Genomic DNA, 24,908 nt, shown 5'->3' with positions numbered 1-24,908 from the left:
AACCCGCTCCCACAGGGATTGCGCAATCCCTGTGGGAGCGGGTTTACCCGCGAAGAGGCCCGAACAGACAAGTGATTTTTCAGAGGTTGCCCCACCCTCGATTCACCGTTATATTCCGAAACACTCACTTCCCGAAGATCTGCTCATGCCAGCCATCCCTTCCACCACTGCTTACGTTCTCGCGCCTGTCGCGGGCGTGGTCGTGCGTGGCAGCCAGCAGCCGGCCATGATCAGTCACTACCCACCACCTGTCAGTGGCGTCGTAGGCGGCGTAGCTCCGCCTCCTTGCGTGGTCGTGCTGGGCTGAGCCCCATCACACACGCAACCTACTGAACACGGTCGGCTATCCCTCGATACGCGATAGATCCGCCCGTACGGCTTTCCTTGCCCATACAGGTGGCAATACATGTCTTTCTTCAACAAAGCATCCGTGGCCTCGGCGGCCACCACCAGCCTGTTCGTCCTGCTGTGGAGCAGCGGGGCGATCGTCTCCAAACTCGGCCTGGCCCAGGCCAGCCCCTTCGCCTTCCTGTTGCTGCGCTCGGCGTTGGCACTGGCCGGTCTGCTGCTGATCGGCCCGTTGCTCGGGCTGCGTTGGCCGCGTAGCCGGGGTGGCATCCTGCGAGCCCTGGGTACCGGCTGCGTGCTACTTGGCGCGTACCAGATCTTCTACCTGCTGGCGCTGAACACCCACGTCACCCCGGGCGTCATGGCCACGGTGATGGGCGTGCAACCAATCCTCACCGTAGTCCTGATGGAGCGGCAGCGTTCCTGGAGCCGTTTGTTTGGCCTTGGGCTGGGGCTCGGCGGGCTGGTGATGGTGGTCTACCAGGGCATCAACCTGGGCGGCGTCTCGTTGCTCGGGATGCTGTTCGCCTTGCTGGCGCTGGCCAGCATGACCTGCGGCTCGATCCTGCAGAAGCGCATCACCGACAACCCCATGGGCACCTTGCCGCTACAGTACCTGGCCGGGTTCGGCCTGTGCGCGCTGTTCGCGCCGTTCCAGCCGTTGCAGGTGCAGTGGAATGCCAGCTTCGTCGGCGCGCTGCTGTGGATGGGGCTGGTGGTCTCGTTGCTGGCCACGCTGCTGCTGTACCGGCTGATTGCGCGGGGCAACCTGGTCAATGTCACCAGCCTGTTCTACCTGGTGCCGGCGGTGACCGCGGTGATGGATTTCCTCATCTTCGGTAACCGCCTGGCGCCGCTCAGCCTGCTGGGCATGGGGCTGATCGTGGTCGGGCTGTTGTTCGTGTTCCGCAGGCCGGCGATGCGTACGGCGCAGGCCTGACGCCTGTAGGAATGTGGGAGCGGGCTTGCCCCGCGATTGCGTCAGATCGGATGACGCATCGCGGGGCAAGCCCGCTCCCACGCTACCCCCTCTCTCACGCCATCCGGCTCACTGCCGGGTAGGGCGCAGCACCAGCCAGAGTGCTGCGCCAATCAGCACCCCGCCGTACAGGTGTGCCATCGACAGTGGCTCGTCCAGCAGCCATGCCCCCCACAGCACGCCGAACACCGGAATCAGGAAGGTCACGGTACTGGCCTTGACTGGCCCGATCTCGTCCAGCAGGCGGAAGTACAGGATGTAGGCAAACGCCGTGCACAGCAGGCCCAGGCCCAGCAGTGACAGCCACACCTGCCAGCCGCCCCAGCTGGCTGGCGGTTGGGTGAGGGCGCTCCAGGCGAACAGCGGGCTGAGCAACAGAGTGGCGCCGAGCATGCTGCCCAGGGCCGACAGGCGGCTGTCCAGGCCACTGATCCAGCGCCGGGCGAGGAAGCCGGCGAAGCCATAGCAAGTGGTTGCCGCAAGGCACGCCAGAGCGCCTTGCAGCAGGGCCAGGTCCAGCGCCGCAGGCCCTGCGCCGCTGAGGATACCGACGCCGAACAGGCCGAGGAATATCCCGCACAGCTTGGCCAGGGTCATCGGTTCACGGAAGCACAGCGCGCCAATCAGCACGCCCATCAGCGGGGTGGTGGCGTTGAAGATCGCCGAATAGCCGGCCGGCAGCACCTGCGCCGCCACCGAATAAAAGGTGGCGGGGATGCCGGAGTTGATCATGCCCAGCACCAGGCAGGCGCCCAGCTTGCCGTTGAAGTCCCAGCGCACCCGGGTAGCGGCGAGGATCGCGATCAGCCCCAGGCAGGCGATCGACACCCGGAAGAACGCGGTCGGCACGGTGCCGAGTTCCGGGGCGATGATGCGCATGAACAGGAAGCTCGCTCCCCAGACAGCGGCAAGGGTCAGCAGGCGGGCGAGGGCGATGGGGCTCACGGAGGTCTCCGGCAGTGGGGCAGGGGCGCGAGTGTACGTCACCGGGTGGGGGGATTCTTGTGCTTTCTTGCTCAGTCATTGTGTTCGGCCCTATCGCGGGGCAAGCCCGCTCCCACGCTGCCAGTTCAAGGCGTGGGAGCGGGCTTGCCCCGCGATGGGCCTTACGGTCTTCCGTAAAACCCGCAGGCGACTAAGCTCTTTAACTCACCCTGATTCGAGGCCCCGCGCATGACCCAACCCTGGCCCGCTGCCGACATCGCCCGCGTGATCCTCGAGGGCTTCGACGACTACCGCGAGCATTTTCGCCGCATCACCCTGGGCGCCCGCGAACGTTTCGAGCAGGCGCGCTGGCAGGACATCCAGCAGGCGGCTGCGGCGCGTATCAACCTCTACGAAGAAAAGGTCGCCGAAGCCAACGGCCGCTTGCGCCAAGGGTTCGCGGCGCCAGTGCTGCTGGACGTGGAGCAGTGGCCGTTGGTGAAGAACGCCTACATCCGCCTGATCGACCCGCGGCTGGACGATGAACTGTCGGAGACCTGGTACAACTCGCTGTTCTGCAGCCTGTTCAGCCATGACCAGATCAGCGACGGCTGCATGTTCATCCACACCACCCGGCCTTCGATGCGCAGCCACGAGCGCGCGGCGCAAACCTGCACTTACCCGCTCGAAGGCGGGCTGAAGGGCTTGTTGCGGGCGATCTTCGCCGATTATGCATTCAATGAACCTTACGGCGACCTGGAAGGCGACCTGGCACGGCTGGAGCAGCAACTGCGCGAGAGCCTGCCTGACTGGGTGTGCAAGGACCCGGCGCTGGCCGTGGAGCTGTTCACCCCGGTGCTGTACCGCAACAAGGGCGCCTACCTGGTCGGGCGCCTGCACACGGTCGACGAGCAATGGCCGCTGGTGATCCCGCTGCTGCACCGCGAAGGGCATGGCATCGAGGCCGACGCGCTGATCACCGACGAGGCCGAGGTGTCGATCATCTTCTCCTTCACTCGCTCGTACTTCATGGTCGATGTGCCGGTGCCGGCGGAGTTCGTCAACTTTCTCAAGCGCATCCTGCCGGGCAAGCATATCGCCGAGCTGTACACCTCGATCGGCTTCTACAAGCACGGCAAGTCGGAGTTCTACCGCGCGCTGATCGGCCACCTGGCGCGCAGCGATGACCGTTTCATCATGGCTCCGGGGGTACGGGGGATGGTCATGAGCGTGTTCACCCTGCCGGGCTTCAACACGGTGTTCAAGATCATCAAGGACCGCTTTTCGCCATCGAAGACCGTTGACCGTGCCACGGTGATCGACAAGTACCGGTTGGTGAAAAGCGTCGATCGTGTCGGGCGCATGGCCGATACCCAGGAGTTTGCCGATTTTCGCTTCCCGCAGGCCAAGTTCGACCCCGAGTGCCTGGCCGAGCTATTGGAGGTGGCGCCTTCCACCGTAACGCTGGAGGGCGACACCGTGCTGATCCGCCACTGCTGGACCGAGCGGCGCATGACCCCGCTCAACCTGTACCTGGAGCAGGCCAGTGAGGCGCAGGTGCTGGAGGCGCTGGAGGATTACGGGCTGGCCATCAAGCAACTGGCGGCGGCCAATATTTTCCCTGGCGACATGCTGTTGAAGAACTTCGGTGTCACCCGCCATGGCCGGGTGGTGTTCTACGACTACGACGAAATCTGTTTCCTTACCGAGGTCAACTTCCGCCATATCCCGCCACCGCGCTATCCGGAGGACGAAATGTCCGGCGAGCCGTGGTATTCGATCGGCCCGCACGACGTGTTCCCCGAGGAGTTCCCACCGTTCCTGTTCGCCGACATGGGGCAGCGGCGCTTGTTCAGCCGCTTGCATGGCGAGCTGTATGACGCCGATTACTGGAAGGGGTTGCAGGAGGCCATCCGGGCGGGGAAGGTGATCGATGTGTTCCCGTACCGGCGCAAGGTGCGCTGACGAGATGCGCTACATGAGGCTCTGACAGGGGGCTCGTGGGAGCGGGCTTGCCCCGCGATAGCGCCAGTCGGGCCACATCCATTGCTTGGTCGGACGCTATCGCGGGGCAAGCCCGCTCCCACAATGCCCATGCGGCTGATTTAGCCTTTCAGGCACTTCAACTCACTGAAATCCGTGCGCACCTTGTTCAGTTTCTGCTGCAGGAACTGCCGCTGCGCCGGGCTGCTCTGTTTCATCAGGTCCACCAGCAGGCTGCGTGCCTGCTGCTCGCTGTTCTGGAAGGCCTGACGGTACTCCGGCGTCCACAGGCTCTCCTTGCGCTGCAGCAACTGCGCAAGGCGTGGCTCGAAACCGGGGGAGGTGCGTTGCTCCATCGCCAGCGCCAGTTGCTGTTGCCAGTGGGCGCGGTTGGCGATTGCGCTGCGGTTCTGGTCACCCAGCGCCTGCGACCAGCTCATCACCCGCAGGCGTTGCTCGCGGGTCAGTTCGCCAAGCCAGGGTTCAAGGCGTTTCTCCATGCGTGTGGCGCGTTGTGCGACCTGTTTGGGTAGCGGCGTCTCGGCATAGGCTTGCCGGCGCTTTTCGATGTCCTGGCGAAACGCCTGGCGCATCTCGGCCACCTGGGCGTCGCTCATGCCGCGCAACAGCTCGCTGGCGGAGGGGGTGATCTGCTCGGCGACCCGGCCGATCGCCTGGCGTGCCTCGGCAGTGCGCTGTTGCAGGGCCGCATCGGTGACGGTATCGCTGGCGACCATCCCTTGCACCCGGTCAAGCCAGTCTAGGTAGCCGGGCAATTGGGTCCTGCAGTGCCAGGCCAGTTGCTCCTTGAGCCGTTCGTCGAGCAGGCGCTTCTGCTCGCGGTTCATGTCCAGGTAGTCGCCCAGCGACCATGGCACCAGGCGGTCGAGGTTGCGGTAGGCCAGGTCGATGCGGTTGCAGGCCACCAGCAACAGGGCCAGGGCAACGACCATGAGCAGGGCTTTGGTCAGGCGTACAGGCATGAGCGAATCCTTGCAGGGACTGGCCAGGCGGTAGACGCGAAGGGCGCGCGGCGGTTCCGGTGCATGAGCGCTCGGGCGGCCGGGCGGGTCAGGTGTTAGAATAGCCGCCTTGTCTTGAGGATCTTCACAAATGGCTCTGCTTGGGCGCTACAACAGTTTGCAAATCGTGAAACACGTGGAATTCGGCCTGTACCTGGACGGCGGCGCCGATGGCGAAATCCTGCTGCCACGTCGTTACTTCCCCAAGGGTGCAGAGCTGGAGCTCGATGACTGGCTCAACGTGTTCATCTACCTGGACAGCGAAGACCAGCTGATCGCCACCACCGAGAAGCCGAAAATGCAGGTGGGCGAGTTCGCCAGCCTCAAGGTCAAGGACATCAACGGCGCCGGCATCTTCCTCGACTGGGGTCTGTCCAAGGACCTGCTGATGCCGTACTCGGAAGAGTCGCGGCCGCTGAAGATCGGCGACTACTGCGTGGTCCACGCCTACCTGGACAAGCGCACCCGCCGCATCACCGCCACCGCCAAGCTGGATCGCTATCTGGACAACGCCCCGGTCGACTACAAGGTCGGCCAGCCGGTCGAGCTGCTGGTGGCCGGCGAGACGCCGATGGGCTTCAAGGCGATCATCAACAACCGCCACTGGGGCCTGATCCACAAGAACGAGGTATTCAAGTTCCTGCGTTCTGGCATGCACGAGAAGGGTTTCATCAAGGAGGTGCGCCACGACGGCAAGATCGCCCTGAGCCTGCAGCCGGTGGGCGAAGCACTGGCCGACGGCCTGCAAGAGCAGATCATGCAGCGCCTGGAAGCGGCCGGCGGCGTGCTGGCGGTGTGCGACAAGAGCGACCCGGCGGTGATCAGCCAGATGTTCAACGTCAGCAAGGGCAACTTCAAGAAGGCCATTGGCGCGTTGTTCAAGCAGGGCAAGATCGTCATCCATGACGACCGGATCGAGCGGGCCTGATCAGGCCTGTACGAAGGTGCGGAAATCCAGTTGCTCGCCACCCGGGCGGGTGTCGCGCAGCAGTGAATCGCGGTCGGCGCTCAGCGCCAGGCTGATGGTGGAGCGGCGCTTGCCGGGGTGGCGCACTTCCATCTGCTCCTGGTGAGCACGCAGGAAGTTGACCGGCACCTTCAGGTGCTGCAGTTCGTCGGTTTCCGGGGTGTGCAGCAACAGGTTGACCCAGTCGGGCTGGCCTTTGCGCAGCAGTGCCACCGGCACGTCGAACCACCACAGGTTGCGCTTGGTGTCGAGGATGGCGAACAGGGTGTTGTCGCTGTCGAGTACCGGGCGGGCCAGCGCTTCGTTGCGGCGGGCGATGGCGGTGGGTTTGTTGATTTTCATGCAGGGTCCTGCGGATTGACGCCAGAAAGGCCTGACATTGTGCGGGGTGGCGCAGGGCGGGGCAAGCTGTGCGATGTGCTGAAGATCCGCACGATTCCTGTAGGAGCGGCCTTGTGTCGCGAAAGGGCTGCAGCGCGGCCCCAGGATTTTGGCGTTAAAACAGAAATCGCCGGGGCCGCGTTGCGGCCCTATCGCGACACAAGGCCGCTCCTACAGTGGGCGTCGGTTTTCCGGCCGTGGCAAAACCTCAACCCTTGTTCCCCACCAGGCTGTCCACCGCCGGCACCCGGGTGTCGCTCTCCATCTGCGCATCGTGCTCAAGCTGGTGGCTGAAGCGCTCCAACGAGGCGTTGGCCGGCTGCGAATCGCTGGCGAATACCGGTGGGCTCAACAGGTAGCCGCAGAGCAGCCGGCTGAGGGCCGCCAGGCTGTCGATATGGGTGCGCTCGTAGCCATGGGTGGCATCGCAACCGAAGGCCACCAGGGCGGTGCGAATGTCGTGGCCGGCGGTCACCGCCGAATGGGCGTCGCTGAAGTAGTAGCGGAACAGGTCGCGGCGCACCGGCAGGCCCTGGTCGCCCGCCAACTTCAGCAGGTGGCGTGACAGGTGGTAGTCATAGGGCCCGGACGAGTCCTGCATGGCCACGCTCACCGCATGTTCGCTGGAGGCCTGGCCGGGGGCCACCGGCGCGATGTCGATACCGACGAACTCGCTGACATCCCAGGGCAGGGCGGCGGCAGCGCCCGAGCCGGTTTCCTCGGTGATGGTGAACAGCGGATGGCAGTCGATCAATGGCTGCCGGCCGCTTTCCACCACCGCCTTGAGCGCTGCCAGTAGCGCCGCCACGCCGGCCTTGTCGTCGAGGTGACGGGCGCTGATATGACCGCTTTCGGTGAACTCCGGCAGCGGGTCGAAGGCGACGAAATCACCGATGGCTATGCCCAGCGCCTCGCAGTCGGCGCGGGTGGTGCAGTAGGCGTCCAGGCGCACTTCCACATGTTCCCAACTGATCGGCATCTGGTCGATGGCGGTGTTGAAGGCGTGCCCGCTGGCCATCAGCGGCAACACGCTGCCGCGGTACACGCCGGTATCGGTGAACACGCTGACCCGGCTGCCTTCGGCGAAGCGGCTCGACCAGCAGCCCACGGCCGCCAGCGCCAGGCGGCCGTTGTCCTGCAACTGGCGCACGCTGGCGCCGATGGTGTCCAGGTGCGCGGATACGGCCCGGTCCGGCGAGCTCTGCCGGCCTTTGAGCGTGGCGCGGATGGTGCCGCGGCGGGTCAGTTCGAAGGGGATGCCCAGTTCGTCCAGGCGTTCGGCGACATAGCGCACGATGGTGTCGGTGAAACCGGTGGGGCTGGGGATGGCGAGCATTTCCAGCAGGGTTTTCTTCAGGTAGTCGAGATCGGGTTCGGGGTGTCGTTCAGTCATGGGTGCTCCTTGGTTCCTGTGCCAGCCTCTTCGCGGGTAAACCCGCTCCCACAGGTACCGCGCGCATCTTGTGGGAGCGGGTTTACCCGCGAAGAGGCCGGCACTGATTCACGCCAAAGGCCGGCTATGGGGGAACAGCAAATCGACAAAGCGCTCGGCGGTCGGCTGCGGTTCATGGTTGGCCAGCCCAGCGCGTTCATTGGCCTCAATGATCACGTAATCGGGCTGTTCGGCATCGCGCACCATGAAGTCGAGCCCCACCACCGGGATTTCCAGCGCCCGCGCAGCCCGCACGGCGGCATCGGCCAGCACCGGGTGCAGGCGTTCGGTCACGTCTTCCAAGGTGCCCCCGGTGTGCAGGTTGGCGGTGCGTCGCACGGCCAGGCGCTGGCCGGCCGGCAACACATGGTCATAGCCAACGCCCGCCGCCTTGAGCGTGCGTTCGGTCTCGTCATCGAGCGGAATGCGGCTCTCGCCGCCAGTAGCAGCCTGGCGCCGGCGGCTCTGGGCCTCGATCAGCGCGCGCAGGCTGTGCTTGCCGTCGCCGATCACCTGGGCCGGGTGGCGGATAGCCGCGGCCACCACCTCGTAGCCGATCACCAGGATGCGCAGGTCGCTGCCCGGGTGGAAGCTTTCCAGCAGCACGCGGCTGTCGAAGCGCCGGGCTTGTTCGACCGCCTGGCCGATATCGTCGATGCCGGTCAGGTTCACTGCCACGCCCTGGCCTTGCTCACCGTCCACCGGCTTGACCACCACCGCGCCATGCTCGTCGAGAAATGCCAGGTTGTCGTCGGCGTTGCCCGCCAGCTGCTGCGCCGGCACCTGCAGGCCGGCGTCGTGCAGCACCTGGCGGGTCAGGCGCTTGTCCTGGCACAGGGTCATGCTCACGGCGCTGGTCAGGTCACTGAGCGACTCGCGGCAGCGGATGCGCCGGCCGCCCAGGCCCAGGGTGAACAGCCCGGCGGCGGCATCGTTCACTTGCACTTCGATGCCGCGGCGCAAGGCTTCGTCGACGATGATCCGCGCATAGGGGTTGAGCCCGGCCTCGGGGCCGGGGCCCAGGAACAACGGCTGGTTGATGCCGTTCCTGCGCTTGACCGCGAAGGTCGGCAGGTTGCGAAACCCCAGCTTCTGGTACAGGCGCTTGGCCTGGCGGTTGTCGTGCAGCACCGACAGGTCGAGACAGGCCAGCCCGCGGCTCATGAAGTGCTCGATCAGGTGGCGCACCAGCACCTCGCCGACGCCGGGGCGGGTGCAGTGCGGATCGACCGCCAGGCACCACAGGCTGCTGCCGTGTTCGGGGTCGTCGAAGGCTTTGCTGTGGTTCAGGCCCATGACACTGCCGATTACGGCGTGGCTGTCTTCGTCCTCGGCCAGCCAGTACACCGGGCCACCGAGGTGGCGCGGGGTCAGCAGGTTGGGGTCGAGCGGCAGCATGCCGCGGGCCTGGTACAGCGCGTTGACCGCCTGCCAGTCCGCCGGGCTCTGCGCACGGCGAATGCGAAAGCCGCGGAACACCCGCTGCGCCGGGCGGTAGTCGGTAAACCACAGGCGCAGTGTGTCGGACGGGTCGAGGAACAACTGCTGTGGTGCTCGGGCCAGCACCTGCTGCGGTACGGCCACGTACAGGGCGATGTCGCGCTCGCCGGCCCGCTCTTGCAGCAGGGCGTCGGCCAGGCTGGTCGGGTCGGGGTAGGTGTGCCCGATCAGCAGGCGGCCCCAGCCACAGTGCACCGCGCGGGGCTGGTCGTGGGGCTCGCTGCCGTCACCGGCCAGACGCGCCTGCAGGCGTTCGTAGGACGGCGCCTGGCCGCGCAACAGGCGCTGGCCGTAGGCGATTTCGTGGGCTTTCATCGATCAGATTCCTTGTTCGCTGAGCCACAGGTTCAGCGCTGCCAGCTGCCACAGCTTGGAGCCGCGCAACGGGGTGAGCTGGCCGTGGGGGTTGCTCAGCAGGCGGTCGAGCATCGCCGGGTTGAACAGGCCACGGTCCTGGCTGGGGTCGGTCAGCAGCTCGCGCACCCAGCCCAGGGTCGCGCCCTCCAGGTGCTTGAGCCCGGGCACCGGGAAGTAGCCCTTCTTGCGGTCGATCACCTCGTGGGGGATGACCCGTCGCGCCGCCTGCTTGAGCACCTGCTTGCCGCCATCGGGCAACTTGAAGCGCGCCGGGATGCGCGCCGACAGCTCGACCAGGCGGTAGTCGAGGAACGGGGTGCGCGCCTCCAGGCCCCAGGCCATGGTCATGTTGTCCACCCGTTTGACCGGGTCGTCGACCAGCATCACCGTGCTGTCCAGGCGCAGCGCCTTGTCCACCGCGTCCGGCGCACCTGGGCGGGCGAAGTGCTCGCGGACGAAGTCGCCGGCGGCGTCGTTTTCCAGCAGCCAGGGGGCCTGCACGGTGTCGCGGTATTCGTCGTGGCTGCGGTCGAAGAAGGCCTCGCGGTAGGCCGCAAACGGGTCCTGCGCGCCATCCACCTGCGGGTACCAGTGGTAGCCGGCGAACAGTTCGTCGGCGCCCTGGCCGCTCTGCACGCCCTTGCAGTGCTTGGCCACTTCCCGCGACAACAGATAGAAGGCGATGCAGTCATGGCTGACCATCGGCTCGCTCATGGCGCGGAACGCCGCCGGCAACTGTTCGATGACCTCGTGCTCGGCGATGCGCAACTGGTGGTGGCGGGTGCCGTAATGGCGGGCGATCAGGTCGGAGTACTGGAACTCGTCGCCGCGCTCGCCACCGGCGTCCTCGAAGCCGATGGAAAAGGTCGACAGGTCGTCGACTCCGGCTTCACGCAACAGGCCGACCAGCAGGCTCGAATCGACCCCGCCGGACAACAGCACACCCACGTCCACCGCCGCGCGCTGGCGGATCGCCACGGCGTCGCGGGTGGCGTCGAGCACGCGGGTGGTCCAGCCTTCCAGGTCCAGTTCCTGCTCGTCGGGGTTGGCTCCGTAGTGCAGTTGCCACCAGGTCTGGCGCTCGACTTCGCCGTGGCGGTCGATGCGCATCCAGGTGCCGGGCTCGAGCTTCTGCACGTTGGCCAGCAGGGTGCGCGGCGCCGGCACCACGGCGTGGAAGTTGAGGTAGTGGTTGAGCGCCACCGGGTCGAGCATCGGGTCGATGTCGCCGCCCTTGAGCAGCGCCGGCAGCGTCGAGGCGAAGCGCAGGCGTTCGCCGTTGCGCGACAGGTACAGCGGCTTGACGCCGAGGCGGTCGCGGGCCAGGAACAGGCGCTGGTTGTCGCGTTCCCAGATGGCCAGGGCGAACATGCCGTTGAGCTTGGGCAGCAGCGCTGCGCCCCAGGCGTGGTAGCCCTTGAGCAGCACCTCGGTGTCGCCGTCGGAGTGGAAGCGGTAGCCCAGCGCCTGCAGTTCCTCGCGCAGTTCGGGGAAGTTGTAGATGGCGCCGTTGAAGGCCAGGGCCAGGCCGAGGGGGTTGTCGACCATCGGCTGCGCCGAGCCGTCGGACAGGTCCATGATCTTCAGCCGGCGGTGGCCGAGGGCGACCGGGCCCTGGCTATGGAAGCCCCAGGCGTCCGGGCCGCGGGGCGCCAGGTGGTGGGTGATGCGCTCCACCGCGGCGAGGTCCGCCGGGCGAGGGGCTTGGTCGAAGGGGGTGAAACGTAACTCTCCTGCTAATCCGCACATAAGTCCTTACCGGTTTTGCCGTTGGGGAAGGTGCCCAGAATGAGGGCACTTAGGTAGGGACCGGGGTGGGTTGTGAGAGTTTTAGATCAATCTGTTATATGGCCTGGGAGGCCATCGCGGGGCAAGCCCGCTCCCACGCTTTTGGACTGCCCTCAAGAAGTTGGACATCAATCCAACCCTTGGGGGGCAGTGCACTATCGTAGGAGCGGGCTTGCCCCGCGATGCTTTGATTATTTACCGCGAATCAATCGGCGCAACGCGAACCTGTTCGGGTGGCAGGCCTCGGCCACGGCTCGTGCCACCGGCAACGGCTCACCACTGACCCACGCTGCAATCAGCTCCCCGGACAGCGGCGCGGTAATCAACCCACGCGAGCCATGCCCGCTGTTCACATACAGCCCCTCAAGCCACGGGCAGGCGATATCCGGCACCTGCCGCGCATCCTTGGCCAGCGCGGCATAGGCATCATTGAACGCCTCGGTGTCCGCCACCGGCCCGACGATGGGCAGGTAGTCCGGGCTGGTGCAACGGAACGCCGCGCGACCTTCCAGTTGCTCGACATCGAGCCTGCCGACGGCCAATCGCTCGGCCAGGTCTGTGGAAATCTCGTCCAGCAGCGCCAGGTTGCCCTGGTGCTCCGCTACGGTCGGTGTGGTGTCCTGGCTGTGGAAGTCGAAGCTGGCGCCCAGGGTGTGCTCATCGCCACGCGGCGGCGCCACATAGCCTTCGGCGCACACCACCGTTTGCAATGCCCGGCTGGCCTCGGTGGCCGGCAAACGGGTGATCTGCCCGCGAATGCGCTTGAGCGGCAGCCCGGCGCAGGCCGGGAAGTTGCGCACCTCGGCGGCGCCGGCCAGCACCACCAGCGGCGCGCTGGCCAGCAGGCGTTCGCCGTCCCAGGCCTGCCACAGGCCATCGGCCTTGCGCAGTTCGAGCACATTGGCGTGGCTCAGCAGGCGGATACGCGGATGGCCCAGCTGCGCCTGGCACAGCGCGGGCGGATGCACCCAGCCACCTTCGGGGTAGAACAGGCCGCCAGCGGGCAGGGCAACGCCGGCGATGGCCTGGGCCTGGTCGCGGTCCAGCACCCGCAGCAGGCTGCTGTCGAACGCCGCCGCGAGTTTGGCCTGGCGCTCGGCCTCTTTGTCGTCGAAGGCCAGTTGCAGTACCCCGCAGCCATCCCAGGCCTGGCCGCGTTGCAGGCGCTCCAGCCAGCGGCGGGTGTAGCCAAAGCCGGCAAGGATCATCTGCGACAGCGCCGTGCCATGGGCAGACAGCTTGAGGTAGAGCACGCCTTGCGGGTTGCCCGAGGCTTCCTGCGCCGGGCCGTCGTGGCGTTCCAGCACGCTGACCTGCCAGCCGCGTGCGGCCAGGCTGGCGGCCGTGGCACTGCCGGCCAGGCCGGCACCGATCACCAGGGCTTCGCGCGGGCCGGGTAGTGCGGCCGGGCGGGCGTACCAGGGGGCGGGCGGGGCGGCAGGTTCGCCGCTGAAGTGGCCATGCATCACCTCCCATTTTTTGCCCAGCCCCGGCACCTTCTTCATGGTGAAGCCGGCCTCGACCAGCGACCGGCGAACCCAGCCGGTGGTGGTGAAGGTGCCGAGAGTGGTGCCGGCGTGCGACAGGCGTGCCAGCTGGGCGAACAGCTCGGGGGTCCACATGTCGGGGTTTTTCGCCGGGGCGAAACCGTCGAGGAACCAGGCATCGATGCGCGCATCGAGTTGCGGCAGCTGCTCCAGGGCATCGCCGATCATCAGCGTCAGGGTCACCCGGCCGCCATCGAGGCTGAACTGCTGGAAGCCTGGGTGGATGGCCACGTACTGCTCGAGCAGCGGGCCGGTGAACGCGGCGAACTGTGGCCACAGCTGCATGGCCCGCGCCAGGTCGTCACGGGTCAGCGGGTACTTCTCGACGCTGACGAAATGCAGGCGGGCATCGGCATTAGCCAGCTCGTCGAACAGTTGCCAGGCGCAGAAAAAATTCATGCCAGTGCCGAAGCCGGTCTCGCCGATCACCAGGCAGGCGTGTGGCGCCAGTTCGGCGAAGCGTTGACGCAGGCGGTTCTGCTCGATGAACACATGCACGGTTTCGTCGATGCCTTCTTCCCTGGAGAAATACACATCGTCGTATTGGCGCGAGTGGGGGCGGCCCTGGTCGTCCCAGTCGATCTGGGCATGTTGCTGGAAGCTGGGCATGGGGGGCTCGGTTGCGGCGGATGGCCGATTTTAAGGCATTGGCCCTATCGCGGGGCAAGCCCGCTCCCACGATACATGGCGTGGGGGCGGCGGTGCGCCGATGCGACTTGCCCCGCGATAGGGCCTGAAGCCTGGCGCGCAATCCGCTAGTCTTGCTAATCCAATGAAGGAGCCCAGCATGTTCGAATCCGCGGAAATCGGTCACAGCATCGACAAGGACACCTACGACGCCGAAGTGCCCGCACTGCGCGAGGCGTTGCTCGAAGCCCAGTACGACCTCAAGCAGCAGGGGCGTTTCCCGGTGATCGTGCTGATCAACGGTATCGAGGGCGCCGGCAAGGGCGAGACGGTCAAGCTGCTCAACGAGTGGATGGACCCGCGCCTGATCGAGGTGCGCACCTTCGACCAGCAGACCGACGAAGAACTGGCGCGCCCGCCGGCCTGGCGTTACTGGCGGGCCCTGCCGCCGAAAGGGCGCATGGGCGTGTTCTTCGGCAACTGGTACAGCCAGATGCTCGAAGGCCGGGTCCACGGCCAGTTCAAGGACGCCGTGCTCGACCAGGCCATCGCCGGGGCCGAGCGCCTGGAGCAAATGTTGTGCGACGAAGGCGCGCTGATCATCAAGTTCTGGTTCCACCTGTCCAGGAAGCAGATGAAGGCGCGGCTCAAGGCACTGAAGGACGACCCGTTGCACAACTGGCGCATCAGCCCGCTGGACTGGCAGCAATCGGAAACCTACGACCGCTTCGTGCGCTTTGGCGAGCGCGTGCTGCGCCGCACCAGCCGCGACTATGCGCCCTGGCACGTGGTCGAGGGCTTCGACCCGCATTACCGCAGCCTGGCGGTGGGGCGCATCCTGCTGGAGAGCCTGCAGGCTGCGTTGGCCAACAACCCCAAGGGCAAGCATCAGGGCAATGTGGCGCCGCTCGGGCGCAGCATCGACCAGAAAAGCCTGCTTGGCGCGTTGGACCTGAGCTTGCGCCTGGACAAGCGCGACTACGAAGAACAGCTGGTCACCGAGCAGGCGCGCCTGGCCGGCCTGCTACGCAACAAGCACATGCGCCGTCACGCGCTGGTGGCGGTGTTCGAAGGCAATGACGCCGCGGGCAAGGGCGGGGCGATCCGCCGGGTGGCGGCGGCGCTCGACCCGCGACAGTACCGGATCGTGCCGGTGGCCGCGCCCACCGAGGAGGAGCGCGCCCAGCCTTACCTGTGGCGCTTCTGGCGGCACATTCCGGCACGCGGCAAGTTCACCATCTTCGACCGCTCCTGGTACGGGCGGGTGCTGGTGGAGCGGGTCGAGGGCTTCTGCAGCCCGGCCGACTGGATGCGCGCCTATGGCGAGATCAACGACTTCGAGGAGCAACTGCGCAACGCCGGGGTGGTGGTGGTCAAGTTCTGGCTGGCCATCGACCAGCAGACTCAGCTGGAGCGTTTCGAGGAGCGCGAGCAGATCCCGTTCAAGCGCTACAAGATCACCGAGGAAGACTGGCGCAACCGCGACAAGTGGGATGTCTACAGCGAGGCGGTGGGCGATATGGTCGACCGTACCAGCACCGAAATTGCGCCGTGGACGCTGGTGGAGGCCAACGACAAGCGCTGGGCCCGGGTCAAGGTGCTGCGCACCATCAACGAGGCGCTGGAAGCGGCGTTTGCCCGGCACAAGAAGTAGGTTTGTGTGGGCCTCTTCGCGGGTAAACCCGCTCCCACAGGTCATGCGCCGACCCTGTGGGAGCGGGTTTACCCGCGAAGAAATTCACGCAAATGCATCGGGCATGCCCCACCGGAATGACCTGATGAATTCTTTTCCCGCAACCCGTCCCCGGCCCGGCGCTGCTACCCCTTAGAATCCAGTTTCCCCCACCACGGGCCTGATCGAGGACACCATGCACATCACTTCCGGCCGTTGGATTTTCGGCCTGCTGCTCGCCCTGTTGACCGCGCTGCTATGGGGCATCTTGCCCATCAAGCTCAAGCAGGTACTGCAAGTGATGGACCCGGTGACCGTCACCTGGTACCGCCTTGCGGTGTCCGGTGGGTTGCTGTTCGCCTGGCTGGCGGCCCGTCGACGCCTGCCATCGTTCGGCCGGCTGGGCGGCAAGGGCAAACTGCTGATGCTGGTCGCCATTGGTGGGTTGCTGGGCAACTATGTGCTGTACCTGATTGGCCTCAAGCTGCTCAGCCCCGGCACCGCGCAATTGGTGGTGCAACTGGGGCCGGTGTTGTTGCTGGTGGCCAGTGTGTTCGTGTTCAAGGAGCGCTTCAGCCTGGGGCAGGGGCTTGGCCTGGTGGTGCTGCTGGCGGGCTTCGGGCTGTTCTTCAACCAGCGCCTGGAAGAATTGCTGACCTCGTTGGGCGCCTACACCACCGGGGTGTTGACCATCCTGTTGGCCACCAGCATCTGGGTGTTCTACGCCCTGAGCCAGAAGCAACTGCTGACGGTGTGGGGTTCGCAGCAGGTGATGATGGTGATGTACCTGGGCTGCGCCATGCTACTGACGCCCTGGGTGCACCCGCTGGAGGCCCTGCAGTTGAGCCCGTTGCAGGGCTGGTTGCTGCTGGCCTGCTGCCTCAACACGCTGGTGGCCTATGGCGCTTTCGCCGAAGCCCTGGCGCACTGGGAGGCGTCGCGGGTGAGCGCGACCTTGGCGTTGACGCCTTTGGTTACTTTCATTGCGGTGGCGATCGCGGCCTGGCTCTGGCCGGATTACGTGCATGCCGAGGATATCAATGCGCTGGGGTATCTTGGGGCGGTGACGGTGGTGCTGGGGTCGGCGCTGGTGGCGTTGGGGCCATCGTTGGTGGCGGGGTGGAAGGCGCGGCGGGCGCAGCTCGGCTGAAAATCCATCGCGGGGCAAGCCCGCTCCCACGTTGGGCCGCCCCAAGAGTTGGATTGGTTTCCAAATTTTGGGCAAGCCCATAGTGGGAGCGGGCTTGCCCCGCGATGGGTTTCAGCCCTTGCCGCCTGGCGCCAGCATGTTCTCAGGCCTTACCCACTGGTCGAACTGCTCGTTGGTCAGGTACTTCAACTCCAGTGCCGCCTCGCGCAGGGTCTTGCCTTCGCTGTAGGCCTTCTTGGCGATTTCCGCGGCCTTGTCATAACCGATGTGCGGGTTGAGCGCCGTCACCAGCATCAGCCCGCGTTCCAGGTGTTCGGCCATCTGCTCGGCGTCGGGCTCGATACCGGCTACGCAGTGCTGCTGGAAGTTGCTGCAGCCATCGGCCAGCAGTTCGATCGACTGCAGCAGGTTGTGGATGATCACCGGCTTGAAAACATTCAACTGCAGGTGCCCCTGGCTTGCGGCAAAGCCGATTGCCGCGTCGTTGCCCAGTACCTGGCAGGCCAGCATCGACAGCGCCTCGCACTGGGTCGGGTTGACCTTGCCGGGCATGATCGAACTGCCGGGCTCGTTGGCCGGCAGGCGTACTTCGGCCAGCCCCGCGCGCGGGCCTGAACCGAGCAGGCGCAGGTCGTTGGCGATCTTCATCAGCGCCACCGCGAGGGTTTTCAGCGCGCCGGCCAGGCTGGTCAGCGGCTCGTGGCCGGCGAGGGCGGCGAACTTGTTCGGTGCGGTGATGAAGGGCAGGCCGGAAAGGGCCGCAAGCTCCGCGGCGATGGCCTCGGCAAAGCCATGCGGTGCGTTGAGCCCGGTGCCCACCGCCGTACCGCCCTGGGCCAGCTCGCAGACCGCCGGCAGGGTGGCGCGGATGGCGCGCTGGGCGTAGTCGAGCTGGGCGACGAAGGCCGAGACTTCCTGGCCGAAGGTGATCGGCGTGGCGTCCATCATGTGCGTGCGGCCGGTCTTGACCAGCTTCTGGTGGCGCGCCGACAGCTCGGCCAGCCCGGATGACAGCTCGGCGATGGCCGGCAGCAGCTTGTGGTGCACGGCCTGGGCGGCGGCGATGTGCATGGCGGTGGGGAAGCAGTCGTTGGAGCTTTGCGAACGGTTGACGTGATCGTTGGGGTGGACCGGCACCTTGCCGCCACGGCCTTTGCCGGCCAGCTCGTTGGCGCGCCCGGCGATCACCTCGTTGACGTTCATGTTGCTCTGGGTGCCGCTGCCGGTCTGCCAGACCACGAGCGGGAACTGATCGTCGTGTTCGCCGTCGAGCACTTCGTCGGCAGCTTGTTCGATCAGCCGGGCGATATCGGCGGGCAGGTCGCCGTTGCGATCGTTGACCCGCGCCGCGGCTTTCTTGATCAGCGCCAGGGCGTGCAGTACCGCGAGGGGCATGCGTTCCTTGCCTATGGCGAAGTTGATCAGCGAGCGCTGGGTCTGCGCGCCCCAGTAGGCGCCCTCCGGAACTTCCACCGGGCCCAGGCTGTCTGTCTCGATACGGCTCATGCTGCGCTCACTCCTTTGTAGTCCGAATTCGCAGTTTAGGCCCTGATTCGACCAAGCGGTTCCCACGCTCGTCGTAGCCCTTGAGCACTTCGCCATCACGGCGCAGAATGCTCTACTCTGAGGTACCCGCCTCCCTTTCTTGAAGGAAATGCAATGACCCGTCTCCGTGTCCTCTGTGCCGCCGTAGCCCTGGTCTGTGCCAGCGGCCAGGTACTCGCTGCCACCCCCAGCCACAATGCCGCCGCCGAGAAATTCCTGACCCTGGCCAACGCCGACAAGCTGGGCACCCCGGTGTACATGCAGGTCCAGCAGATGTTCGCCCAGCGCTTCGAGCAGACCAAGGCGCCGGCCTCCAAGAAAACCGTACTCGACAGCTACCAGGCCAAGGCCAACGCCGCCCTGGACAACGCCATCGGCTGGAAGAAGCTCAAGCCGAAGATGGTCGACCTGTACACCGCCACCTTCACCGAAGGCGAGCTGAACGACCTGGTCAAGTTCTACGAGTCGCCGCTGGGCAAGAAAGTCCTGCGCGAAATGCCCAAGGTCACCCAGCAGTCGGCCCAGCTCACCCAGCAGAGCCTCGAGCCTGCGGTACCGGTGGTCAACAAGCTGCTCGACGACATGACCAAGGAACTCGACCCGAACGCCGGCAAGGCCCCGGCCAAGAAGTGAGCCCAGCGCGATGAGCATGCAGCAACGCATCGAACAGCAACTGGCGCCGCTGGGCACCGCGCACCTTGAAGTGCTCAACGAAAGCCACATGCACAGCCGTGGCCAGGAGACGCACTACAAGGCGGTGCTGGTCAGCGAGCAGTTCGCCGGGCTGAACAGCGTCAAGCGTCACCAGAAGGTCTACGCCACCATGGGCGAGCTGATGGGCGAGATTCACGCCCTGGCGATTCACACCTACACCCCCGACGAGTGGGCGCAGGTGGGCAGTGCGCCGGCTTCGCCGGTGTGTGCTGGCGGCGGGCACTGAATCCTCCCTGGGATTCTGGTAGACTGCCGCCCCCTGTAGATATCGTACCGACGCCATCGCGGGGCAAGCCCGCTCCCACGCTATAGCCCGTGGGAGCGGGCTTGCCCCGCGATGGATCACAACGGTTTACCCCACCACTGCAGCCTGCCACTGCGCCTGATCCACCTGGATCAATGTCGGCCCCCGGCGCTCCACCGCCCGGCCCAGCGCCGCCTGCAGCTGCGCGACATCCCCCACGTTCTCGGCCTCGGCCCCCAACGCCCGCGCCACACCGACGAAGTCAGGGGTATGGATATCCACGCCCACCGGCTCGATATCCCGGTTGACCATGTATTTCTTGATTTCCTCATACCCCTGGTTGTTCCACAGCAGCACGATCAGCGGCACCTGCGCTTCCACCGCGCTGGCCAATTCCGGCAGGGTGAACTGCAGGCCGCCGTCACCGATCAGGCACACCGCCGGTGCTCGCCGGGCAGGCACTTCGGCGCTGCCCAACCAGGCGCCCATGGCGGCAGGCAAGGCATAGCCGAGCGTGCCGTAGCCGGTCGAGGCATTGAACCAGCGCCGTGGATGAGCCATGTCCAGGGTCAGGTTGCCGGTGTACACCGGCTGGGTCGAATCACCGACCAGGATGGCATTGGGCAAGGTTTCCAGGATGCCGGTCAGCAGGCGCGTCTGGCTCAGGGTCACGGGGTCCCAGGTCGCCGCATTGTCCTGGCGCAGACGCGCGGCACGCGTGGCGCCCCACTCGCTGTCGCGGGGTGGCTGCGGTTGCGTTTGCAGGGCAGCGAGCAGCGCCTCGGCAGCCTGCTCGGCATCGGCCACCAGCGCCAGCTCGGGCAGGTAGTTACGTACCGTCTGGTCCGGGTCGATATCGATGCGCAGCACGCTGCCGGGGATCTCGAAGCCGCCCTTGAACGTCACGTCGTAATCGGTCTCGGCCAGCTCGGTGCCGATGGCCAGTACCACATCGGCCTCGGCGACCAGCGCGCGGGTAGCCGGCAGCGTCTGGGTCGAACCGATCTGCAAGGGGTGGTTCGCCGGCAGCAGCCCCTTGGCATTGATGGTCAGCGCCACCGGCGCCTGCAAGTGCTCGGCCAGACGGGCCAGCGCCGCGCCGGCCGCCAACGCACCACCGCCGGCGAGAATCAGTGGCCGACGCGCCTTGGCCAGGCGCTCTGCCATCTGCCGTACCGCCTGCGGCGCGGCACCTGCGCGGCTGGTGCGCACGGGGCGCGCCGACAACAGGTGATCGGCCGGCTCGACCAGCACGTCCAACGGAATCTCGATATGCACCGGCCGAGGCCGCGCGCCATCGAACACGGCAAAGGCCCGGGCCAGCACCTGGGGCAGGTCATCGGCGCTCATCAGCGTTTGCGAGAAGGCTGCCACGCCCGCGACCAGGGCGGACTGGTTGGGCAGCTCATGCAACTTGCCGCGCCCGCCGCCGAGCTGGCTGCGCGACTGCACGCTGGAGATCACCAGCATCGGGATCGAGTCGGCATAGGCCTGGCCCATGGCGGTGGTGATATTGGTCATGCCTGGGCCGGTGATGATGAAGCACACCCCCGGTTTGCCGCGTGTGCGCGAGTAGCCGTCGGCCATGAACCCGGCGCCTTGCTCGTGGCGCGGGGTGATGTGGCGGATGGACGACGCCGCCAGGCCACGGTACAGCTCAACGGTATGCACGCCGGGAATACCGAAGACATGGTCGACGCCATAGTCTTCGAGGAGTTTGACCAACACTTCGCCGCAGGTTGCCATGATCGAGTACCCGAATCTTGTTGAAATCGGTGTTCATGGAACCAATCCGCAGCTACCGCCACAATGCAAAAAAACACATACTAGCCATGACCTCACATCATGGCTTACCACGATGAAACGCCTACCGCCCCTGCCCGCCCTGCATACCTTCCTGGTTACCGCCCAGCACTGCAATTTCACCCGCGCCGCGCAACAGTTGCATATCACCCAGGGTGCGGTCAGCCGGCAGATCGCCGGGCTCGAGGAGCACCTGGGCTACCCGTTGTTCCAGCGCCAGGCACGTGGCCTGGCACTGACCCGCGAAGGGCAGGACTGGCTGCCGCGGGTGCAACAGATCTTCGCCCTGGTCGAGCAAGGCGTGCGCGAGGTCGGCGGGCGCAGCAGCACCTTGCAGCTCAAGGCGCCGACCTGCGTGATGCGCTGGCTGTTGCCACGGCTGATGGAATGGCAGGCGTTGCGCCCGGACGTGCCGGTGGAGCTGACCACCACGGTGCAACACGGGGTGGACTTCCGTCATGAAGGTTTCGATGCGGCCGTGGTGTATGGCGCCGTACCGAACCATGGGCTGCAGGTGCGCAAACTGTTCGACGAACAACTCACTCCGGTCTGCGCCCCCTCGCTGCTCAACGGACCATTGCCATTGCAACAGTTGCAGGACCTGACGCGGCACATGCTGCTGCACCCTTCGCGGGACGAACATGACTGGCGGCTGTGGTTGCAGGCGGCGGGAGCCGGGTTCGAGCCACAAGGCCCGAAGCAGCATTTCGAGACGCTGGACATGGCGATGGCCATGGCTTCGCAGGGGACGGGGATCGCCATCGGCGACTGGGCGCTGATTGGCGATGACCTGCGCAGCGGGCGCTTGTGCATGCCGTTCGCGCTGAAGGTGACGACTGGGAAAGGGTATTACCTGGTGAGCCCGTCGAAGACCATGGCGGCGGGGTTGGTCGAATTGCTGGAGTGGCTGCAGGAGCGTGCCCGGCAGTAATCTTCAATCACAAGGCAAGCCCGCTCCCGCCCTCAAGGTTGGCGCAATCCGTGTAGGAGCGGCCCTATCGCGACACAAGGCCGCTCCTACAGGGGACGTGCAAACCTGTTTCAGTAACCGACGGTGAACCGCGCCTTCGAGTGCCCCGGCCTCTCCAGCTCATCGATCATCGCGATCGCATAGTCGGCGAAGGTGATCCAGCTCTTGCCCTCGGCGCCGATCAACAGGTGATCCTTGCCCAGTTTGTAGTGCCCGCTGCGCTCCCCCTCGACGAACTCCGCCGACGGCGACAGGAAGGTCCAGTCCAGCGCCGGCTCCTGGCGCAGCGCCTCGAGGAAACGCACGCCGCCATTGGCCTCGGCCTTGTAGGCCTCGGGGAAATCCGGGCTGTCGATGACCCGCTGCCCGGACGGCAGCAGCAGGCTGCCGGCACCGCCCACCACCAGCAGGCGCTTCACGCCGGCGCACTTGACCGGCTCGATGACGGCCTGGGGTTCAAGGGTGGAGAAATGCGCGGCGCTCAGCACCGCGTCGCAGCCGCTGACCGCTGCCTGCAGGGCGGCGCTGTCCTTGGCGTCCAGCGCCTTGACGGTCACGCCTTCGCGGCCTTGCAGCTTCGATGGGTCACGGGCGATGGCGACCACGCTGTGGCCACGGCGCAGAGCCTCTTCCAGCAGTTGGCTGCCGGCACGCCCGGTGGCGCCGATGATTGCGATCTTGCTCATGGAAAACACTCCAACAGGTTGAATGGGATTACCACTTCATCTCGCCCTTGGCGACCTTGGCACCCAGTTCCAGGGAGCTTTCGTCGGCCAGGTTCGGGTAGCGCTTTTTCATCGCCGCAATCAGTGCGTCGGCGTTGCCGGCCTTGGCGGTTTCGGTGTCGAAGTCACGAATGTAGTTGGCGGTGAAGCGCACGGCGTCCAGGGAACGGCTGCTGTCGCCCAGGTAGTGCCCGGGGACCACGGTGCGCGGCGCCAACTGCTCGATCCTGGCCAGGGTAGCCAGCCAGTCGGCGTGGGATTGTGCGGTCTGGGTGTCGGCCATCCACACATGGATGTGCTCGGACACCACTACACCACCCACCACGGCCTTGATCGAAGGGATCCAGACAAAGCTGCGGTCCGGCTGCGGGCCATCCAGGCCGACGACTTCCAGCGCCTGCCCTTCGAGCTTCAACTGATTGCCGTCGAGCACTTGTGGCACGACCAGCTTGCCCGGTTTGTCGGCGCCCATTTGCGGGCCCCAGTAGGCGAGCTTGGCATCCATGGTGTTGCGGATATGGGCAACGGTGGCGGCCGACGCGACCACCCGAGCCTTGGGGAACGCCTGGGTGAGCGTGTCCAGGCCGAAGTAGTAGTCCGGGTCGCCGTGGCTGATATAGATGGTGGTCAGCTGCTTGCCGCTCTTGCGCAGGCGCTCGACCACCTGCTCGGCCTGGCCCTTGCCGAATTGCGCATCGACCAGGATCGCATCGTGTTCGCCACTGACGATCACCGAGCTGACCGGGAAGATCGCATCGTGGCCTGGGTTGTAGACATCGAGCTTGAGGGGTTCGGCAGCCATGGCCTGGCCAGCGAGGGTGACGCAGGCCAGCAGCAGGCCGCGCAGGGGCGTGAACAGTGACATCGGAGCTTCCTGATGAGTGAGTCGATGGAGCACAGCTTAGTTGCCCGATTCATTACAAAAAATGCGATGCTGCGACATAGTTCATTTCTGAAATCGGGCAAATCATGGACCGTCTGAACGCCATGCGCGTCTTCGTCACCGTCGTCGACCTGGGCAGCCAGTCGGCAGCGGCGGATCATCTGGAGCTTTCCCGGCCAGTGGTGTCGCGCTACCTGGCGGAGCTGGAGGACTGGGTCGGCGCCCGGCTGATGCAGCGCACCACGCGCAAGCTCAGCCTGACTGCCGCCGGGCAGGAGACATTGCCGCGCTGTCGGCAACTGCTGGAACTGGCCGGCGACCTGCAACACGCCGTGCGCCAGCCCGATGATGCCCCCCGCGGCGAGCTGCGCATCAGCGTCAGCACCTCGTTCGGCCAGGCTCAGCTGGTGGATGCGCTGGCGGCGTACGTCAAGCGCTACCCCGGGGTGAAGGTGGAGCTGCAGATGCTCGACCGCACCGTCAACCTGGTGGACGAACGCATCGACCTGGCGATCCGTACCAGCAACGACGTCGACCCCAACCTGATCGCCCGGCGCCTGAGCGTGTGCCGCTCGGTGGTCTGCGCCAGCCCCGCGTACCTGCGCGAGCACGGCACACCGATGCGCGTGGAGGAACTGAGTGGGCACAACTGCCTGACCCATGCCTACTTCGGCCATAGCCTGTGGCATTTCGAGGTGAACGGGCAGAGTGTCGCCGTGCCGGTACAGGGCAATATCAGCGCCAACGAGGCCATGACCCTGCAGAAGGCCGCGCTGGCCAGCGCCGGTATCGCCATGCTGCCCACCTACCAGGCGGCCAGTGCGCTGCGCAGCGGCGAACTGGTGCGCCTGTTGCCAGAGGCGCGGCCGCGGGAGCTGAACCTGAACGCGGTGTACACGTCGCGCAAGCACATGCCGGCGACCTTGCGCAGCATGCTGGACTTTCTGGTGGAGCGGTTTGGGGATGAGCCGGAATGGGATCGGGGGTTGGGGCTTTAGGGGGGGGCTGCGAGGTGTAGGGCGATAGCTTTGCAGCGCTCTCAAGATCGAGCGCCGCCCGCGCGGCGCATCGCTGGCAAGCCAGCTCCCACATCTATGGTTACCCCCATTTCTGCAATACTGTAGCGAGATGTGCGTGAGTTTGGTTTGCGTCAATCTATACGGCGTCGTGTGGGAGGTCAGTCCCGCGCCTCGATGAAAGTCGCGCCAGACGAGCCTTGATATTTGTTCGGCTTCTGAAGCCGAGTGGGAGCTCAGGTTGATCGCCAGGCCGGTGTACCGTTCACGTCATCTGTGTGCAGCATCGCAAAACCAGGTGGTTACAACTCGTGTGTCCGCAGGGTCAAGC

20 protein-coding genes are annotated in these 24,908 nt (G+C 65.9%); 9 read left to right on the top strand and 11 right to left on the bottom strand.

Annotation, left to right across the window (positions count from 1 at the left end; genetic code table 11):
• Positions 1-406: 406 nt before the first annotated feature.
• Positions 407-1,288, top strand: coding sequence for a DMT family transporter (locus RTH46_RS25580; RefSeq protein WP_316906911.1), 882 nt, complete (start codon positions 407-409; stop codon positions 1,286-1,288).
• 108 nt (positions 1,289-1,396) lie between these two features.
• Here RTH46_RS25580 and RTH46_RS25575 read toward each other — a convergent pair whose 3' ends face one another.
• The gene (locus RTH46_RS25575; protein WP_153786980.1) at positions 1,397-2,272 is read right to left on the bottom strand and encodes a DMT family transporter; all 876 of its coding nucleotides are present in this window, start codon (positions 2,270-2,272) and stop codon (positions 1,397-1,399) included.
• A 228-nt stretch (positions 2,273-2,500) separates the two neighbouring features.
• Between RTH46_RS25575 and aceK the strand changes: the two genes are divergently transcribed.
• A complete protein-coding gene (gene aceK, locus RTH46_RS25570) occupies positions 2,501-4,216 on the top strand; it encodes a bifunctional isocitrate dehydrogenase kinase/phosphatase (RefSeq protein ID WP_316906910.1) in 1,716 nt (571 codons plus the stop codon).
• 140 nt (positions 4,217-4,356) lie between these two features.
• Here the strand turns inward: aceK and RTH46_RS25565 are convergent, their stop codons facing one another.
• Positions 4,357-5,217 carry a DUF6279 family lipoprotein gene (locus RTH46_RS25565; protein WP_316906909.1) on the bottom strand — a complete coding sequence of 287 codons (861 nt, stop codon included), beginning with the start codon at positions 5,215-5,217 and terminating at the stop codon, positions 4,357-4,359.
• A gap of 130 nt (positions 5,218-5,347) precedes the next feature.
• Here RTH46_RS25565 and RTH46_RS25560 point away from each other — a divergent pair, with 130 nt between their 5' ends.
• On the top strand, positions 5,348-6,184 hold the full coding sequence (locus RTH46_RS25560; protein WP_279847783.1) for a S1 RNA-binding domain-containing protein: 837 nt from the start codon (positions 5,348-5,350) through the stop codon (positions 6,182-6,184).
• Here RTH46_RS25560 and RTH46_RS25555 read toward each other — a convergent pair whose 3' ends face one another.
• The 5 genes from RTH46_RS25555 to mnmC all read right to left on the bottom strand — a co-directional run bounded on the left by RTH46_RS25555 (position 6,185) and on the right by mnmC (position 13,837).
• The gene (locus RTH46_RS25555) at positions 6,185-6,565 is read right to left on the bottom strand and encodes a hypothetical protein (RefSeq protein ID WP_110992499.1); all 381 of its coding nucleotides are present in this window, start codon (positions 6,563-6,565) and stop codon (positions 6,185-6,187) included.
• A gap of 247 nt (positions 6,566-6,812) precedes the next feature.
• Complete coding sequence (locus tag RTH46_RS25550) at positions 6,813-7,997, bottom strand: osmoprotectant NAGGN system M42 family peptidase (RefSeq protein WP_232882344.1); 1,185 nt, start codon at positions 7,995-7,997, stop codon at positions 6,813-6,815.
• 108 nt (positions 7,998-8,105) lie between these two features.
• A complete protein-coding gene (ngg, locus tag RTH46_RS25545; RefSeq protein WP_316906908.1) occupies positions 8,106-9,851 on the bottom strand; it encodes an N-acetylglutaminylglutamine synthetase in 1,746 nt (581 codons plus the stop codon).
• A gap of 3 nt (positions 9,852-9,854) precedes the next feature.
• Entirely contained in the window at positions 9,855-11,642 is a 1,788-nt protein-coding gene (locus tag RTH46_RS25540; protein WP_316906907.1) for an N-acetylglutaminylglutamine amidotransferase, read from the bottom strand.
• 230 nt (positions 11,643-11,872) lie between these two features.
• On the bottom strand, positions 11,873-13,837 hold the full coding sequence (mnmC, locus tag RTH46_RS25535) for a bifunctional tRNA (5-methylaminomethyl-2-thiouridine)(34)-methyltransferase MnmD/FAD-dependent 5-carboxymethylaminomethyl-2-thiouridine(34) oxidoreductase MnmC (RefSeq protein WP_316906906.1): 1,965 nt from the start codon (positions 13,835-13,837) through the stop codon (positions 11,873-11,875).
• 178 nt (positions 13,838-14,015) lie between these two features.
• Here mnmC and pap point away from each other — a divergent pair, with 178 nt between their 5' ends.
• Positions 14,016-15,509 (top strand): polyphosphate:AMP phosphotransferase, encoded by a 1,494-nt coding sequence (pap, locus tag RTH46_RS25530; protein WP_153786972.1) that lies wholly within the window; start codon positions 14,016-14,018, stop codon positions 15,507-15,509.
• Positions 15,510-15,723: 214 nt separating this feature from the next.
• The gene (locus RTH46_RS25525) at positions 15,724-16,677 is read left to right on the top strand and encodes a DMT family transporter (protein ID WP_153786971.1); all 954 of its coding nucleotides are present in this window, start codon (positions 15,724-15,726) and stop codon (positions 16,675-16,677) included.
• Positions 16,678-16,788: 111 nt separating this feature from the next.
• On the opposite strand, the gene RTH46_RS25520 is transcribed toward RTH46_RS25525, so the two are convergent.
• On the bottom strand, positions 16,789-18,183 hold the full coding sequence (locus RTH46_RS25520) for a class II fumarate hydratase (RefSeq protein WP_316906905.1): 1,395 nt from the start codon (positions 18,181-18,183) through the stop codon (positions 16,789-16,791).
• A 153-nt stretch (positions 18,184-18,336) separates the two neighbouring features.
• Here RTH46_RS25520 and RTH46_RS25515 point away from each other — a divergent pair, with 153 nt between their 5' ends.
• On the top strand, positions 18,337-18,855 hold the full coding sequence (locus RTH46_RS25515; RefSeq protein WP_110992507.1) for a DUF2059 domain-containing protein: 519 nt from the start codon (positions 18,337-18,339) through the stop codon (positions 18,853-18,855).
• Positions 18,856-18,865: 10 nt separating this feature from the next.
• Positions 18,866-19,162, top strand: coding sequence for a BolA family protein (locus RTH46_RS25510; RefSeq protein WP_110992508.1), 297 nt, complete (start codon positions 18,866-18,868; stop codon positions 19,160-19,162).
• A gap of 126 nt (positions 19,163-19,288) precedes the next feature.
• On the opposite strand, the gene RTH46_RS25505 is transcribed toward RTH46_RS25510, so the two are convergent.
• The gene (locus tag RTH46_RS25505) at positions 19,289-20,926 is read right to left on the bottom strand and encodes a 5-guanidino-2-oxopentanoate decarboxylase (protein ID WP_316906904.1); all 1,638 of its coding nucleotides are present in this window, start codon (positions 20,924-20,926) and stop codon (positions 19,289-19,291) included.
• 112 nt (positions 20,927-21,038) lie between these two features.
• Here RTH46_RS25505 and RTH46_RS25500 point away from each other — a divergent pair, with 112 nt between their 5' ends.
• Complete coding sequence (locus tag RTH46_RS25500) at positions 21,039-21,914, top strand: LysR substrate-binding domain-containing protein (protein WP_153787892.1); 876 nt, start codon at positions 21,039-21,041, stop codon at positions 21,912-21,914.
• Between the two features lie 110 nt (positions 21,915-22,024).
• On the opposite strand, the gene RTH46_RS25495 is transcribed toward RTH46_RS25500, so the two are convergent.
• Positions 22,025-22,639, bottom strand: coding sequence for an NAD(P)-dependent oxidoreductase (locus tag RTH46_RS25495; protein WP_153787891.1), 615 nt, complete (start codon positions 22,637-22,639; stop codon positions 22,025-22,027).
• A 28-nt stretch (positions 22,640-22,667) separates the two neighbouring features.
• A complete protein-coding gene (locus tag RTH46_RS25490; RefSeq protein WP_316906903.1) occupies positions 22,668-23,543 on the bottom strand; it encodes an MBL fold metallo-hydrolase in 876 nt (291 codons plus the stop codon).
• 104 nt (positions 23,544-23,647) lie between these two features.
• Here RTH46_RS25490 and RTH46_RS25485 point away from each other — a divergent pair, with 104 nt between their 5' ends.
• Positions 23,648-24,559 carry a LysR family transcriptional regulator gene (locus tag RTH46_RS25485; RefSeq protein ID WP_316906902.1) on the top strand — a complete coding sequence of 304 codons (912 nt, stop codon included), beginning with the start codon at positions 23,648-23,650 and terminating at the stop codon, positions 24,557-24,559.
• Positions 24,560-24,908: the final 349 nt, after the last annotated feature.

Source organism: Pseudomonas sp. zfem004, from assembly GCF_032621715.1.
GTDB lineage: Bacteria > Pseudomonadota > Gammaproteobacteria > Pseudomonadales > Pseudomonadaceae > Aquipseudomonas > Aquipseudomonas sichuanensis.
The sequence above is the reverse complement of the archived record's forward strand: the minus strand, read 5'-3'. Positions and strand labels throughout refer to the sequence as shown.